The 13,924-nt window shown below is 58.7% G+C and carries 13 protein-coding genes; 8 read left to right on the plus strand and 5 right to left on the minus strand.

Annotated elements, in window-relative coordinates; genetic code table 11:
• Positions 1 to 51 precede the first annotated feature (51 nt).
• The 4 genes from BW974_RS15285 to nagZ all read left to right on the plus strand — a co-directional run bounded on the left by BW974_RS15285 (position 52) and on the right by nagZ (position 5,313).
• Complete coding sequence (locus BW974_RS15285) at positions 52 to 1,089, plus strand: serine hydrolase domain-containing protein (protein WP_139328889.1); 1,038 nt, start codon at positions 52 to 54, stop codon at positions 1,087 to 1,089.
• 154 nt (positions 1,090 to 1,243) lie between these two features.
• Entirely contained in the window at positions 1,244 to 2,419 is a 1,176-nt protein-coding gene (locus BW974_RS15290; protein WP_076431127.1) for a hypothetical protein, read from the plus strand.
• Positions 2,420 to 2,549: 130 nt separating this feature from the next.
• A complete protein-coding gene (locus BW974_RS15295) occupies positions 2,550 to 3,716 on the plus strand; it encodes an exo-beta-N-acetylmuramidase NamZ family protein (RefSeq protein WP_076431128.1) in 1,167 nt (388 codons plus the stop codon).
• Positions 3,717 to 3,720: 4 nt separating this feature from the next.
• Positions 3,721 to 5,313 (plus strand): beta-N-acetylhexosaminidase, encoded by a 1,593-nt coding sequence (gene nagZ / locus BW974_RS15300; RefSeq protein ID WP_084186329.1) that lies wholly within the window; start codon positions 3,721 to 3,723, stop codon positions 5,311 to 5,313.
• 10 nt (positions 5,314 to 5,323) lie between these two features.
• Here the strand turns inward: nagZ and BW974_RS15305 are convergent, their stop codons facing one another.
• Positions 5,324 to 6,124 carry a creatininase family protein gene (locus tag BW974_RS15305; RefSeq protein ID WP_076431317.1) on the minus strand — a complete coding sequence of 267 codons (801 nt, stop codon included), beginning with the start codon at positions 6,122 to 6,124 and terminating at the stop codon, positions 5,324 to 5,326.
• Between the two features lie 184 nt (positions 6,125 to 6,308).
• On the opposite strand from BW974_RS15305, the gene BW974_RS15310 reads away from it, so the two are divergent.
• The gene (locus tag BW974_RS15310) at positions 6,309 to 7,484 is read left to right on the plus strand and encodes a glycoside hydrolase family 18 protein (protein ID WP_139328890.1); all 1,176 of its coding nucleotides are present in this window, start codon (positions 6,309 to 6,311) and stop codon (positions 7,482 to 7,484) included.
• Between the two features lie 49 nt (positions 7,485 to 7,533).
• Here the strand turns inward: BW974_RS15310 and BW974_RS15315 are convergent, their stop codons facing one another.
• From BW974_RS15315 to BW974_RS15325, 3 genes are all read right to left on the minus strand, one after another.
• Positions 7,534 to 8,295 carry an IclR family transcriptional regulator gene (locus BW974_RS15315; RefSeq protein ID WP_076431130.1) on the minus strand — a complete coding sequence of 254 codons (762 nt, stop codon included), beginning with the start codon at positions 8,293 to 8,295 and terminating at the stop codon, positions 7,534 to 7,536.
• 752 nt (positions 8,296 to 9,047) lie between these two features.
• Positions 9,048 to 9,284, minus strand: coding sequence for a hypothetical protein (locus BW974_RS25770; RefSeq protein WP_076431131.1), 237 nt, complete (start codon positions 9,282 to 9,284; stop codon positions 9,048 to 9,050).
• Positions 9,285 to 9,427: 143 nt separating this feature from the next.
• Entirely contained in the window at positions 9,428 to 9,976 is a 549-nt protein-coding gene (locus tag BW974_RS15325; protein WP_076431132.1) for a DUF8170 family protein, read from the minus strand.
• 127 nt (positions 9,977 to 10,103) lie between these two features.
• Here BW974_RS15325 and BW974_RS15330 point away from each other — a divergent pair, with 127 nt between their 5' ends.
• The 3 genes from BW974_RS15330 to BW974_RS15340 all read left to right on the plus strand — a co-directional run bounded on the left by BW974_RS15330 (position 10,104) and on the right by BW974_RS15340 (position 12,765).
• Entirely contained in the window at positions 10,104 to 10,517 is a 414-nt protein-coding gene (locus tag BW974_RS15330) for a winged helix-turn-helix domain-containing protein (protein WP_076431133.1), read from the plus strand.
• A gap of 365 nt (positions 10,518 to 10,882) precedes the next feature.
• A complete protein-coding gene (locus tag BW974_RS15335; RefSeq protein ID WP_076431134.1) occupies positions 10,883 to 12,478 on the plus strand; it encodes an N-acyl-D-amino-acid deacylase family protein in 1,596 nt (531 codons plus the stop codon).
• 89 nt (positions 12,479 to 12,567) lie between these two features.
• On the plus strand, positions 12,568 to 12,765 hold the full coding sequence (locus tag BW974_RS15340) for a hypothetical protein (protein ID WP_076431135.1): 198 nt from the start codon (positions 12,568 to 12,570) through the stop codon (positions 12,763 to 12,765).
• 121 nt (positions 12,766 to 12,886) lie between these two features.
• On the opposite strand, the gene BW974_RS15345 is transcribed toward BW974_RS15340, so the two are convergent.
• Positions 12,887 to 13,852: a CPBP family intramembrane glutamic endopeptidase gene (locus BW974_RS15345; protein ID WP_076431136.1), complete on the minus strand. Its 966-nt coding sequence runs from the start codon at positions 13,850 to 13,852 to the stop codon at positions 12,887 to 12,889.
• Positions 13,853 to 13,924: the final 72 nt, after the last annotated feature.

Raw genomic sequence — 13,924 nt, forward strand, 5'->3', positions numbered from 1 at the left:
TCCGAGCAGTTAAGAGGGTTCACCCGCCACTTCGGCAGGATGACGAACTCGATGCAAAAAACGGACGACACACTCGACGCGTTTCTAGCGCGTGGTCTCGACGAGGCCGTCTATCCCGGTGCCGTAGCCGCGGTCGGCACCGCCGATGGTATCGGCAAAATCGCCGCCGCCGGTCGGAGAGACCCCGAGCGCGACGACGCGATGACCCGGACCACGGTCTTCGACGCCGCCTCGCTTACGAAACCGGTCATAACGGCGACGACTGCGCTCTCACTCGTCGAATCGGGTGTCGTCGCCCTCTCGGACGAGCTTCATCGCTACCTTCCCGAATTAGAAGGCCACCGACGCGGCGAGATTCGATTGCTCGAACTGCTCACACACAGTTCGGGCCTGCAACCGTACGCCTTCTCGAAATCGTGGGATTCGCCGTCCGACGTGTTTGACGGCCTCCGCGACCGCTCGCTTCTCGAAGCCGAACCCGGAACCCGATACGAGTACAGTTGTCTCAACTTCGTTTATCTGGCCGAGGCACTCAGACGCGCCACCGACCGGTCACTCGCCGACCTCGCCGAGACGCACGTCTTTGACCCAGTCGGGATGAACGCTTCGTGCCTCGGGCCGACCGACGAGGCGAATCTCGCAGCGACCTACTGTCACGAACATCGAGACCGCACGTTGCGGGGCGAGGTTCACGATCCGCTGGGGTGGGCGATGGACGGCGACAGCGGGAACGCCGGCCTGTTCACGACGGTCGACGACCTCGCGGCGTTCGCACGAAGCTACCTCGTCGCGGACGGAACAGTCCTTTCGGCGGCAACCGTCGAGCGGTTGCAAGACGACTGGCTGCCGGACTGCGCCGACCGCCACAGCCTCGGCTGGCGACTCGCCGATGGAACCTATCCCGCTCCGAACTGGTCGCGTCGTGGACTCGGCCACACCGGCTACACCGGCACGTCGCTGTGGCTCGACCACGACCGCGACCGGTTCGCCGTGCTCCTCACCAATCAAGTCTACGACGGGAAGGACACAGGTCTCATCCGATTTCGCGAGCGGTTCCACGCGATGGTCGCCGCCGGACGCTTCGATTGACGGCGACCGTGCTCCGTACGTGGTTACGTCTCCGTCTGGTCACTTACACAGACTGATTCATCACCGAAACCGCCGGTGAGTAATCGAGCGTGTTTCGACCGAACATTCGCCACGACCGGGCAATATTTATTACGAGCCGCGTATCTTGGGTGATATGGTCGCAGTCTGGAGCTATCCGTGGCGACTGCTCTCGCAGGACCCTGTCGAGACGCGACAGGAGTTCGCCGAGCTGGGCGTGACGAGCGTCACTGTCGCCGCGCACTATCACTCCATCCGAACGCTTGACCCGCGTTCGGACGACGGTCTGTTCGAATCGTACGAAGGTGGTTGCTACTTCGACCCCGACCGAGACGCGTTCGCCGACACGCGAATCGACCCGCCAGTGAACGAAGTCACCGGTTACGACGACCCGTTCGGGGCAGTCGTTGAGACGCTTCGAGAAGGGGGAATCGACGTGAACGCGTGGCTGGTTTGTTTTCACAACTCGAAGCTCGGAGCAGACAACCCAGAGTTCGGCGTTCAGAGCGCGTTTGGCGACACACACGACCACGCGTTCTGTCCATCCCACGACGACGTCTCGGCGTATTTCGAGGGCGTCGTGCGCTCGCTTGCCGACTACGATATCGAAGCCGTCAATCTCGAATCGCTCGGATTTCCGAGCGTCTTCCACGGCCACGGCGCGACGTTCGGTCACGCGAAAAACCACGTCGTCACCAACGCCGCCGAGGAGATACTCGTTTCCCAGTGTTTCTGTTCGGCGTGTCGGGAGCGAGCGGCAGACCATCCCGTGGATTTCGAACGGGCCAAAGATGTCGTCCGAGACGTTGTCCGAGACGTGCTAAGCGAGCCGACGCCGCAGGTCAGCTCGCTCAAGCATCTCACCGAAACCCGCCCCGTTTTGGCGGAGTTGTTCGATTTCCGAGCGTCGGTCATCGACGAATTTCTGGCGGGCGTGGCGGCCGCCAGCGGCGACGTCGAACTCACCTACTCCGCGTCGGACGGTCTCGGCCGTGACCCGAACGACGGATGGCCCGCTGGCGTCGTCCTCGACCGGGTTCGAACCCATTTGGACCGTATCGTGGCGCTTTGTTACACCGACGATCCCGATGTCGCCCGCCGACGCGTCCGACGCTATCGGGACGCGGTCGAGATACCCGTCGACGCCGGAGTTACCCTCGACCCTGGCATGGTCGGGTCCGAGTCGGAGTGGAGAACGGTCGTCGACAGCGTCCGAGACCTCGCCGACGACGTGCACGTCTACAACCACTCGCTGATGAGCGAGGGCCACCGCGAGTGGTTCGACGTGACCACCCCCCACGCCCAGCAGTGACGAAACCCTGACCGAGAGTCCGACCGAAATCATACAGTTGCGTGCGAATCGTGGCGGGACGATGTGGCCGTTCACCGCGAATGGCACAGTCACACAATATTTTTTAAACCCTCAATACATTGCCAAAGATATGGTTCGACTGGGCGTAGAACGATTACTAGACGAGCGGGCCGACGTGGTCGAGGGCGACCGACTTGGTCTCATCACGAACCCGTCGGGGACTGACAGCGATCTCACCCCGACCATCGACCTGCTCAACGACCGCGACGCATTCGACCTCCGGAAGCTGTTCGGGCCGGAACACGGTATCAGGGGCGATGTGCAGGCAGGCGTGAAAGTCGACGACAGTACCGATGACCGAACCGGACTTCCGGTCAAGAGCCTCTACGGCGAACAGCGGAGACTCAGACCCGAGATGCTGGCGGACATCGACACCGTCGTCTACGACATGCAGGACGTCGGTTGTCGGTTCTACACGCTCATCTACACGCTGGCGTACGCCCTCGAAGGGACTGCCGAGGCCAACAAACGCATCGTTGTCCTCGACCGACCGAATCCCATCTCGCCGCTACCGGTTACCGGCAACCGAATCGGCGAGGAGTTCTCCTCGTTCGTCGGCGGCTACGAACTCCCCATCGTCCACGGGTTGACCATCGGCGAGTTGGCGACGTACCTCAACGAGGAATTCGATATCGGTGCGGATCTCGATGTCGTCGAGATGCGCGACTGGTCGCGGTCGGACTGGTTCTCGGACACCGGCCTCCCGTGGGTGTACCCGTCACCGAACATGCCAACCCCGGGAACGGCGACGCTGTACCCCGGTATGTGTTTCTTCGAAGGCACGAACCTCTCGGAAGGCCGCGGGACGACCAAACCGTTCGAACTCGTCGGTGCGCCGTGGGTCGATGCCGACGCGTGGGCAACGGAGCTATCAGAACAGGGCCTCAAGGGGGTCGCGTTCCGTCCGGCATACTTCTCGCCGACTTTCTCGAAACACGAGCGTGAGAACGTCACCGGCGTACAAGTCCACGTTCTTGACCGCGACGCGGTCAACCCCGTGACGGTCGGTCTCACGGTTCTGGCGTCCGCGTTCATGACCGACGACCAGTGCGAGTGGATAGAGTACGACGACGGTTTCTTCGTCGATAAGCTGGCGGGGGGGAGCTATCTCCGCGAGACGATAGACGACGCAGACACCGCGAGCGAGCCGATTGACATCGCAGCGGAGATTACAGAGCACTGGGAAGATGACCTTGCCGAGTTCGCCGATGTACGAGGGAACTACCGCCGATACTGACCAGATGGCTGAAAACATATCATTTCCCGACGTCGAATCGACCGTTTCGTCGCTATCGCTCGACGAGAAGGTCGGCCAGCTGTTCATCGCGGGATTCGACGGAACCACGCCGACGGCCGAAATCGAAGCACTCGTCGCCGAGTGTCGGCTCGGAGGTGTCATCTACTTCAGTCGGAACGTCGAGTCACCGGAGCAACTGCGGACGCTCTCGCGGACGCTACAAGGGTTCGTCCCGGACGGCGCGCCGCCGCTGTTCGTGAGCATCGATCAAGAAGGCGGTCGCGTCGCACGACTCTCGTGGGGAACCGAACAGCCGAGCATGATGTCATTCGGCGCGGCCGACGACCCCGCGCTCGCCGCACGTGCTAGCGACGCCGTCGGCCGCGAACTGCGTGCGCTGGGAATCAACGTGAATCTCGCACCGGTTCTCGACGTCAACAACAACCCCGACAACCCCGTCATCGGCGTCAGGTCGTTCGGCGAACGCCCCGACCGCGTCGCAGAACTGGGAGCCGCGTTCGCCGACGGGCTACAGGACGCGAGTGTCGTCGCCTGCGGGAAGCACTTCCCGGGCCACGGCGACACCGTGGTCGATTCGCACCTCGACATGCCCGTCATCGACCACGACCGCGACCGCCTCGACCGCGTCGAGCTCCGTCCCTTCCGCCGCGCCATCGAGGCCGGTATCGACGCCATCATGACGACCCACGTTGCGTTTCCGACCATCGCGGACGACGAGCGCCCGGCAACGCTCTCACACCGGGTCGTCACCGGACTCCTCCGCGAGGAACTGGGATTCGACGAACTCGTTATCACGGACTGTATGGAGATGGACGCCATCGCCGACGGCGTCGGAACGGTTGAAGGGTGCGTGCAGGCGGTCGAAGCGGGCTGTGACCTGATTTGCGTCTCACACACCCCGTCGAAACAGCGCGCGGCCATCGACGCGGTCGTAGACGCCGTCACGTCGGGGCGCATCGAAGAGTCGCGCATCGACCGGTCGGTGCGGCGAATCCTTCGCGCGAAGCGAGCGTACGACGCGGGAGCAGTTGGTGATGACGCACAGTGGGACGACGCCGCCGCGGACTGCCGCGCCGTCGCGCGAACCGTCGCCGAGCGCGGCGTCACGCTTGTCCGCGACGATGCCGACAACCTCCCGCTCTCCGGCCAACCAGTCTCAGTCTACGAGTTCGATAGTGACCGCGGGTCGCTCGCCGAGGAGACACGGGACGCCGACGGTGCGCTTGCGGACGCGCTTGCGGAAGCAGGCGTGACGGTAGACGCATCGGTTCTCGCTTCCGGCGAAACACTGGCGTTCGAGTCCGGAGCGTCAAACGGTCCGACGGTCGTACGCACGTCCGACGCCGCCGCGAATCCAGATCAAGCGGCCGCGGTTCGCGACCTTGCGGCCGACACGGATGTGGTCGTTGTCGCGACCAGCAACCCCTACGACCTCGCCACGTTCCCCAGCGTCGAAACGTACCTGACGACGTACGATAGCACGCTCCCTTCGCTCGTCGCTGTCGCCGACGTGCTCGTCGGGAACAGGGAGCCAACCGGTCGGCTTCCGGTCACGATTCCCGACCAGGAAACGTAAGTAGCCCGCCCTATCGCGCCTGCTCGGAGACCGAACAAAGCACGTCGGCCAGTTCGTTACCCAGTCGGTCGAACAGTTCCTCGCCTTTCGCCGCGCTTGCCAGTGACGGGTCGCCGATTGCGCCCGACGCGGAGTACTCTTCGAACTCGCGGTATGTCGAGAGCGCGCCGCCGACGAGGAGGTCTTGTGTTCCGCGCTCGTACGGTTCGTCTAAGTATTCGGCGTCGGCGTCGTCCATCGTGACGAGATCCGCGTGGAGATGCAACATGAGCGAGGTTTCGAACTCGCCACCGTGGGCCATGCCCCCAACGTCGCTCTCTCGAATCTCGTCGATGAACGAGTCGGCGAGTTGGAAGTACGTCAGGCCGGCCACCTCCGCCTCGGGATTGGACTTGCCAACCGTGCTCACGACGTTGTCGATGACGGAGGCATTGCCTCCGTGACCGTTGACGAAGCAGATGCCGTCGAACCCATTTTCGAGCGCGGTGTCGGCAACGTCTTCCAGGAGTGCGAGGAGGTGTTCCAGTTCGAGCGTCATCGTCCCGCCGAGCGACGTATGGTGCGGTGAGAACCCCGACCAAATCGGCGGCGTCACGAGAAGTGGTACGTCGTCCGCGACGCGTTCGGCACCGAGGTGGGAGACGGCGTCGGCCAGAAGCGTGTCGGTTGCGACGGGGAGATGGTGACCGTGTTGTTCGATGCTGCCGACCGGGACGACGACGACCGACCCGTCGGCGGTTCCGGTGTCGCGGATTTCGCGTCGAGTCTTCGTTGCCCACGCGACAGACGAGGAACGTCCTGTTGGGAGCATGGAAGAGATTGTTCGCGTCGAATGTATATTTATTTGGGTTCCGGTGGAAACGAACTGCTGTCCGACGAAGTCGAGCGAGCGAATGTCTCGATTACACGAACCGAATACCGTCACTATCGAGTTTTATATCACATATATAATATACATACAAATTTATTAACTATGGAAACAATTGAATGATTTGATGTTTGAGAAAGAAGTAAGCGGAGAGAGGCGTAAATTCATAAAGAGAACTGGTGCGCTGGCAACCCTCCCAATCGTCGGTGACGTCGCCGGAGCGCGGCGCGGCGGGCACCGCTCGTCGGACAAGCGCGTCGTCGGATACTATCCCTCGTGGGCGACCGAGTACGGTCCGCGAGACGTGCCCTACGACAAGGTCACTCACCTGAATTACGCCTTCCTCGAACCAACCTCGGAGGGGGAAGTCAAACTCGCAGTCACCGGGGACGCCGCACCCGAACTCTTAGAAAAGTTCCGAACGGTAACGTACGAGCAACCGGACACGTCGTTCATGTTTTCCGTGCAGGCTGGATGGTACTCCGGTCGGTTCTCCGATGCCGCCCTCACGGCCGAGCGACGGGTACGATTCGCCCGAACCGCCATCGAACTCGTGCGAAAGTACAACTTCGATGGTATCGACATCGATTGGGAGTATCCCGACGGGACGATTCGAGAGAGCGACCCACACAACTTGGTGCTCCTTCTGCGCGAAATCCGACGGCAACTCGACGAAGCGGAGCGATCGGACGGCCAGCGGTACGAATTGAGCATGGCGGCGTCGGCCAACCCGTCAACCATCGACACGCAGGAAGTCGGCGCGTTTAGCGACGACGTAGACTTCCTGAACGTGATGAACTACGACTTCCACGGAACATGGGACGAGCGCACCCACTTCAACGCGCCGCTATATCCCGTACCAGACGCGCCGAACGCGACACCGTCGTTCACCGCCGACCACGCGATGCAACATTGGGCTAGCAAACCAATAGCGAAGGAGAAACTCCACTTCGGGCTTCCGTTCTACGGACGCACCTTCGAGAACGTGCAAAACGAACACCCCAGCGACCACGGACTGTTTCAACCGTTCGAAGGCGGCAGCGCTATGGAGTACGGTGAAATCATGGAGAACGTCCGGCACGGTACTGATTACGAGTACCACTGGCACCCCGAAGCGAAGGTACCGTGGCTGTACTCGGCGGAAGAAGGTACGTTCATCTCTTACGACGACCGACACTCCATCAGGGAGAAGACGAAGTACGCCGTGGACAACGACTTCGGCGGGATGATGTGCTGGGAACTCTCACAGGACCCCGATAACGTTCTGCTGGAGACGATAGACAGACACATCTGCCGTCGCTGACGGGGGGATTTCACTGGTTGCGAGGCGGCTGCTGACCCACCTGGAACTCCTACGCGTGCGCCAGTTTCAACTCGATGATGTTCTTCGCTCGCAGAAGTTCCTCCAGGTGTTTCTCGTCGGGGTCAGCACTGATACGGCTCGACGGGCCGGAGACGCTTATCGCTCCGATTACCTGACCGTTCTCGTTCTTGATGGCGACCGCGACACAGCGGACGCCGCGCACACGCTCCTCGCTGTCGATGGCGAATCCCGTCTCCCGAATCGTCTCCAGTTCCGTCGCGAGTTCCTCACGGTCGGTGATGGTCTTCGCCGTCCGAGCGGGAAGCCCCCGCTGTTCGAGTATCGCTTCGACTCGACTCTCGGGCAGGTACGCGAGAATGGCCTTGCCGAGAGCAGTAGCGTGGAGAGCGACGTGTTTTCCGGGATGGGTGTCGAGCGGAATGGAAGTGTCCGCTTGCGCGTCGTAAATGTAGACACCGCGCCCGTCCTCTTCGACGAGGAGGCTCGCCGATTCGTCGGTTTCGACGGCTATCTCGTCGATTTCGGGTTCGGCCACCTCGAAAATCTTGCGCCGAGACCGGGCGTACTCGCCGATTTCGAGGAACCGAAGGCTGACGCGGTATATGTTGTTGTTTCTAACGACGTAGCCTCGCTCGACGAGCGTTCGAAGGTGGTTGTAGACCGTGCTATCGGGGAGATCGAGATGAGCGGAAATCTCCGTGAGGCGGGCTCCGTCAAGTTCGCGGAGGGTTTCGATGATGTCGAACGACCGCGCGGTCGTCCGAACCGGGGTGTTCGACTCGCCAGTCATTTGCTTTCTTTGACCACATTTCCAGCGTGAGGTAATATATTTTCCTTTGGAGGTAGCTGAGATTCTTCCGAATATAATATATAAATTTATTAATATCTCATTTGTTAGTTTAATTACTATTTCTATCGTCGAGGATTGAGATAGCCACTAATAGTATAGTTATGGAATAATCATACAATATTGAAGGCGATAGAGGAAGTACAACTTCTCCGCGGCCAGCACTCAGACTACAACGTACGCTGGAAGTCGATTTTCGCTCTTCGGCATGTCAAACCTCGTTTTCGGTGTCGGTGATTTGGTGTGTTTGAAGCAATTTTTCGATAAAAGTAGGACGATTCGACCGATTTAGTTGAGACTAGCTAGCGATACCCCACTTTCAAGTCATCGTGTTTTTCGGTGAGTTTGTGGAGGACAGTGGCCGCGAAAACAGTGTCATACCGTCCGAACAACGCGGTGCCGAGCAGTGCCTTCGTGCCGATAGAATTGTTTTTACTATACAATATTAATTGGGTTCAGGCCGTCGTAATGCACCAGCACTAACACTCCAGAAGAAGGTTCGAACTCCGACGTGGAACATCTAAATAGCATCTAAATTTCATAATCGGATTCAGGACGTTCTTCGATACTGAAGATGGAACGCTCACAACGGGAAACAACTTGAAAGCGACAAGTGGGGACAAATTGATGGTGATTATCTCTATCTCATTTATCTACTTGATGTCTCAGTCGAAGATGCTTCTAACGTAGGCTCTTCATACGGAGACGAGTCCTTCATCACTGACACAGTCATCGAACGCAGGATTCAACTGCTGCAGTTGAATTCTGAGTAAACCGCGAATGCAGGCCGTCAACGCTTCGAGACAGTCCAACGCTCCGAATAGAACACCGAGTTGGCTAACGTCTGTGAGAAACGTGCCGAGAGTCAACAGGTCGAAGGCAAGTACCTCGGCGTCTTCGAGCACGCGACGAGCGACGTGATGGTGGCCCATCTTGGTACCGAGAGGTCGCAACCCATTACGTCAGTGTGTACAAAAACGATGGCTATCGGGTAATGGAAGAGATGACAGAGCGCATCCCTGGTGTGAGCTACAATTGAGGAAATCTCTATGCGTAGTATCTACAGTTCAGTTGATCACGGAAGCGACTCGGCAGCTTCGAGGAGATCGTCGTCGGTACGCCACCGGTATAATCGACCGTTTTTCTCGAAGAGGTCGAAAACGCCATCCTGCATCCAACCGAACGGATGTTCTTCATCTTCGTACTCCCGCTTGAGAACGTGACTCTTCGAGAAGTACTCGGTCGTGCCAACGAGCAAGCCCTGCTCGACGAGGAAGTCACTCGGATCTTTCTCGGCAACACCCACAAGGTATGTGACGAGATCGGCGATCAGACAGAACTTCTGGATGCTGTTGTCCCATTCGCCGCGGATGTCGACCATTCGGAAGGCGTAGGCGTCTTCGCGGCGGTTCAAACGGTCGGTGACGAGGTTGAGTCGGCGGATTGGCTCGCGGTCGTAGTTGCCGAGGACGAAATACGAGCGGTCGTTCTCGTAGACGGGTGTGAGTTCGCCCAGTGTCTGGATGATTTCTTCGTTGTCGGCAAGCGAGATCTCGTCCTGGTTGAGTTGGTCAGTCGCGTTCGTGAGGATCTCGTCGGGGACTGGCGACTCCTCGTCGGGCATACTCCACTGGTTTCACGGAGCTCGTATAGAATTTACTGTGTAGTTTACGAGGGAAAATAGTGTTGTCTACTCTGGAGTGATTTACTCTGGAGTAAACTACTTGTCGGGCCAGCACGTAGAAACCAGTATGAGTACCGACCTGAGCACGGGCGAAAGTGCGGACGCACGTGAACTGGTGCATTTCGTCACCCAGCAGACGCGGTTCGCACTCGTCACCAATATCATCCAGCACCCCCACCAGCTCCCCTCGATGTACGAACTCGAACAGCTCAACCCGAGCGTCAGCGAAGCCACCGTCTACAAGCACATCCAGAAACTCATCAACGCTGGCATCGTGAAAGAAGCCGCACTATCGGCCGACGAGCGTCGACAAGGCTATCCGTGGAAGTTCTATGGACTAACTGACGACGGTCGCGAGTTTCTTGAATCACACAATCTCCTCGAAGCCGAGGAGACGCTTCAACGGATCTACGAGACGATCAGCGACAAACCCGACAAAATGGTCAAATACGAGAATGCACCCCGGCCCAGTGGGAAATAAGCTCCCACCCTACTCAATCACAGTTGACACCGTTTGTTCTGTGAGGGCGAGAAGGAGGAGAGCTGTCGCTCACTCGTAGCCGCTATATCCTTCTAAGCGCTTTTCATCGTCAATAACCCCCCAGTACGCCGGTTTCGTCTCCTGAGTGCAGAATCAGCGAGCACGGCATGAAACTGAATCCGTTCAACGACTGTCGGAACGAATGTCGAACGTCGAACTGCGGTCGAATTCGGCGGTGCAAGTGTGGAGTGAAAACGTCCTGCTTTGCAGTCATCGAATCCGATCTGTCTGAACGTAGCGAGGAGGAACGACCTCCGGTCTTGTTCGGTAGCATACTTTAGGAACACGTTACCAATTAGCAATCGATGAGCTACGACGTAGTTTTCGAAAATGCACGAATCATCGACGGCACTGGATCACCGTGGTACCGCGGCAAGGTTGCAGTAGATGATGGGCAACTCGAAGCAATCGGTCGGGTTGACGACGATGCAGAAATCGTGGTCGATGTGGAAGGGAGCGTCATTGCACCCGGATTTATAGACATCCATACTCACTCCGATTTCACGCTGCCAGCCAACCGCAATGCGCACAGCAAGGTCAGACAGGGAGTTACGCTCGAAATTGTCGGGAACTGCGGGACAAGCGCCGCCCCGCGATACGGCTCGGCCGACCGGGCAATCGACGATTGGTTTGCGAAAAACGGACTCGCAGAGGAAGTCGATGCGAGCGAGTGGGAGTCGGTCGCTGATTACTTCGATTTCCTCGAACGGGATGGTCTCTCGCTATCCGTCGGCACACTCGTCGGTCACGGCAACATTCGTGCCGCCGTAATCGGCTACGAGGATCGTACGCCGACGGCGACAGAACTCGAGGAGATGCAGACCCTCGTATCGGAGGCCATGGAGAACGGCGCCGTCGGGCTTTCGACTGGATTGTTCTACCCACCGGGATGCTACGCCGAAACCGACGAAGTCGTCGCACTCGCCGAAGTGGCCGCAGAGTATGGTGGAATCTATGCGACCCACATGCGTTCGGAGAGCGACGATCTCATTGGAAGCGTCGAAGAGACTCTAGAGATCGGTCGTCGTGCGGATATCCCCGTCCAGATTTCGCATCACAAGGCTATCGGCCCCAAAAACTGGGGTAAGGTTCGATATACCCTTCGACGGATGGAACTCGCCCGCGAACGCGACGGTGTCGAAGTCCAATGCGATCAGTATCCGTACATCGCGTCGTCGACCAGTCTCGGTGTGCTCTTACCCAATTGGGCACACGACGGTGGTGATGATGCACTCATCCAGCGCCTTCTCGACGAGGAAGAGCGTGCCCGAATTCGAGAGAATTTAGCCACGGATCGAACGAGTGACTGGGACGGTATCCTCGTAACGAACGTACAAAATCCAGCACTGCAAGAGTATCAGGGAAAGACGATTGCCGATATCGCTGACCACGATGACGACGACCGACCCCCTGCTGAGATATTACTCGATATCGTTCTAGAGGATAAAAACCAAACGATGCACGTCAACTTCGGGATGGACGAGGACGACATCGAATACGTGATGAGTCACGACCTCACGATGGTCGGCAGTGACGGCTCCTCGCTTTGCCCGTGTGGCCCGTTGGGTGAAGGCGTTCCCCACCCCCGGAACTACGGCACATTTCCGCACGTGCTCGGAAAGTACGTCCGAGAGAAGGAAGTCATCCCATTGGAAGAAGCCGTCCACAAGATGACTGGGATGCCCGCTGCCAGATTGGGTATCGACGACAGAGGAATTCTCAAGCGGGGCGCTCGTGCCGATCTCACTATTTTCGATTCCGAAGCGATTCATCAGCCGGGTGACTTCCTTGATCCAGCCAAATATCCCGATGGTATCGAACACGTTCTTGTCAATGGGGAATTCGTCGTCAGGGACGGCGACCACACCGGAGCTCGACCGGGGGAAGTAATCCGACAGTGATGATCTATCGGTAGCTATCGGCTTTTAGCCAGCGGGAGGAGAAGACGATTATCGGGTGCCGTGAGAGATCCGAGAGTGTAACTGACGATATGGCGTATCCCTCCGTCGAACTCGTCCTGGCATTTCATGGGCAGATCGTTGTAGAAAGCGGCAGCACGGAATCAGGAGTTCGGTCGAAGGACGCGATTGAATCTACGCTGCAGTACGTCTCGGAGGACTTCTTCGGTGAGGTACCGGAAACACTCCACGGAAAAGTGATCGCAGTGTTGAAAGACACGGGCCTGTGACGAACGGGTTGACGAACTCCAAGCACGAGAGTTCGAGAAAGGCACCCATCTACTCGCTGACAACGTCGAAGCCGATCGTAGCCCCCTCAGTCGAAGTTGTAGCAGCGATACTCAGCGGTAGTTAGCGGAGTTCCGGGATCCACACGGACGAACTCAACGAGAGCCGCGCTTCACGAGAGCGAACCCACCACGCAATGGTGACCGTCCCGACGACGATAGCGCTGACGCCGAGAAAACCCGCCTCAGGGCCGAATGGGCCACCGGTAAATACACGCGGACCGACCTGTTCGGTTGCGATGATGGTCACAGGGAGACGAAGTCCGCTGACCGAAAAGCCATAGACGCTCGTCTGAAAGAGGTTCCACGAGACGTGCAACCCGATGGGAATTCCCAGTTCGCCGGTCAGCAGGTAGCCGGAGGCGAGCATGATTCCGGCGAGGACGATGACGAACGTGCTTGTGAGCGTTGCGTTTGGGTTGAACACGTGCCCGATACCGAAGAGAACCGACGAACAGAGCGTCGCAATCGCAACCGCGGCGTCGCCGGATAGCCATCGGAACCCCTCGGCGAGGTTCGTGAGGAAATAGCCGCGTACCAACAACTCCTCGCTGATGCCGACGAAGAGGAAGAGCAGGACGGACGTGCAGAAGACGAGGACGAACGACAGGCCCGACACCGTCCGGAAGGTTCCGGTAATGCGAATCCATCCGAGCGCGAGTTCGATCAGAAAAATCGCGGTCATGAGCGCCGCGCCGAGGGCCAGACCGAACCCGAAGTCGATCCACCACGACCGCGACAGGTGAAGGCCGAAGTCGGCAAATCGACGCCGGTCGATGAACCGCCCGACGAGGTACGTGAACAGAACCACGACGACGAGTTGGATCGACGTTTGAAACAGCAGCGTGCCGAGACGCCCGAACGACGCGAACTGGAGTCCAACGAAGACGGACACTAATACCGGACGAAGCGAAAACACCGCAACGAGAAAGATGATTCCGAACACGATTGCGGCGACGACGAACCGCCACGGGAGACGCAGGCGTCGGTCCGCAGCGTTCCAAAAAATGTTCTTTATCAAAGTGCGCACTACGAGGGTCTACGACGAGATGGCTTGTCAAACCCCGAGTGAGATTCGTCCGATGAAGAGTTACAAAAAGTC

Source organism: Haladaptatus litoreus (genome assembly GCF_900156425.1).
In the GTDB taxonomy this organism is placed as follows: Archaea; Halobacteriota; Halobacteria; order Halobacteriales; family Haladaptataceae; genus Haladaptatus; species Haladaptatus litoreus.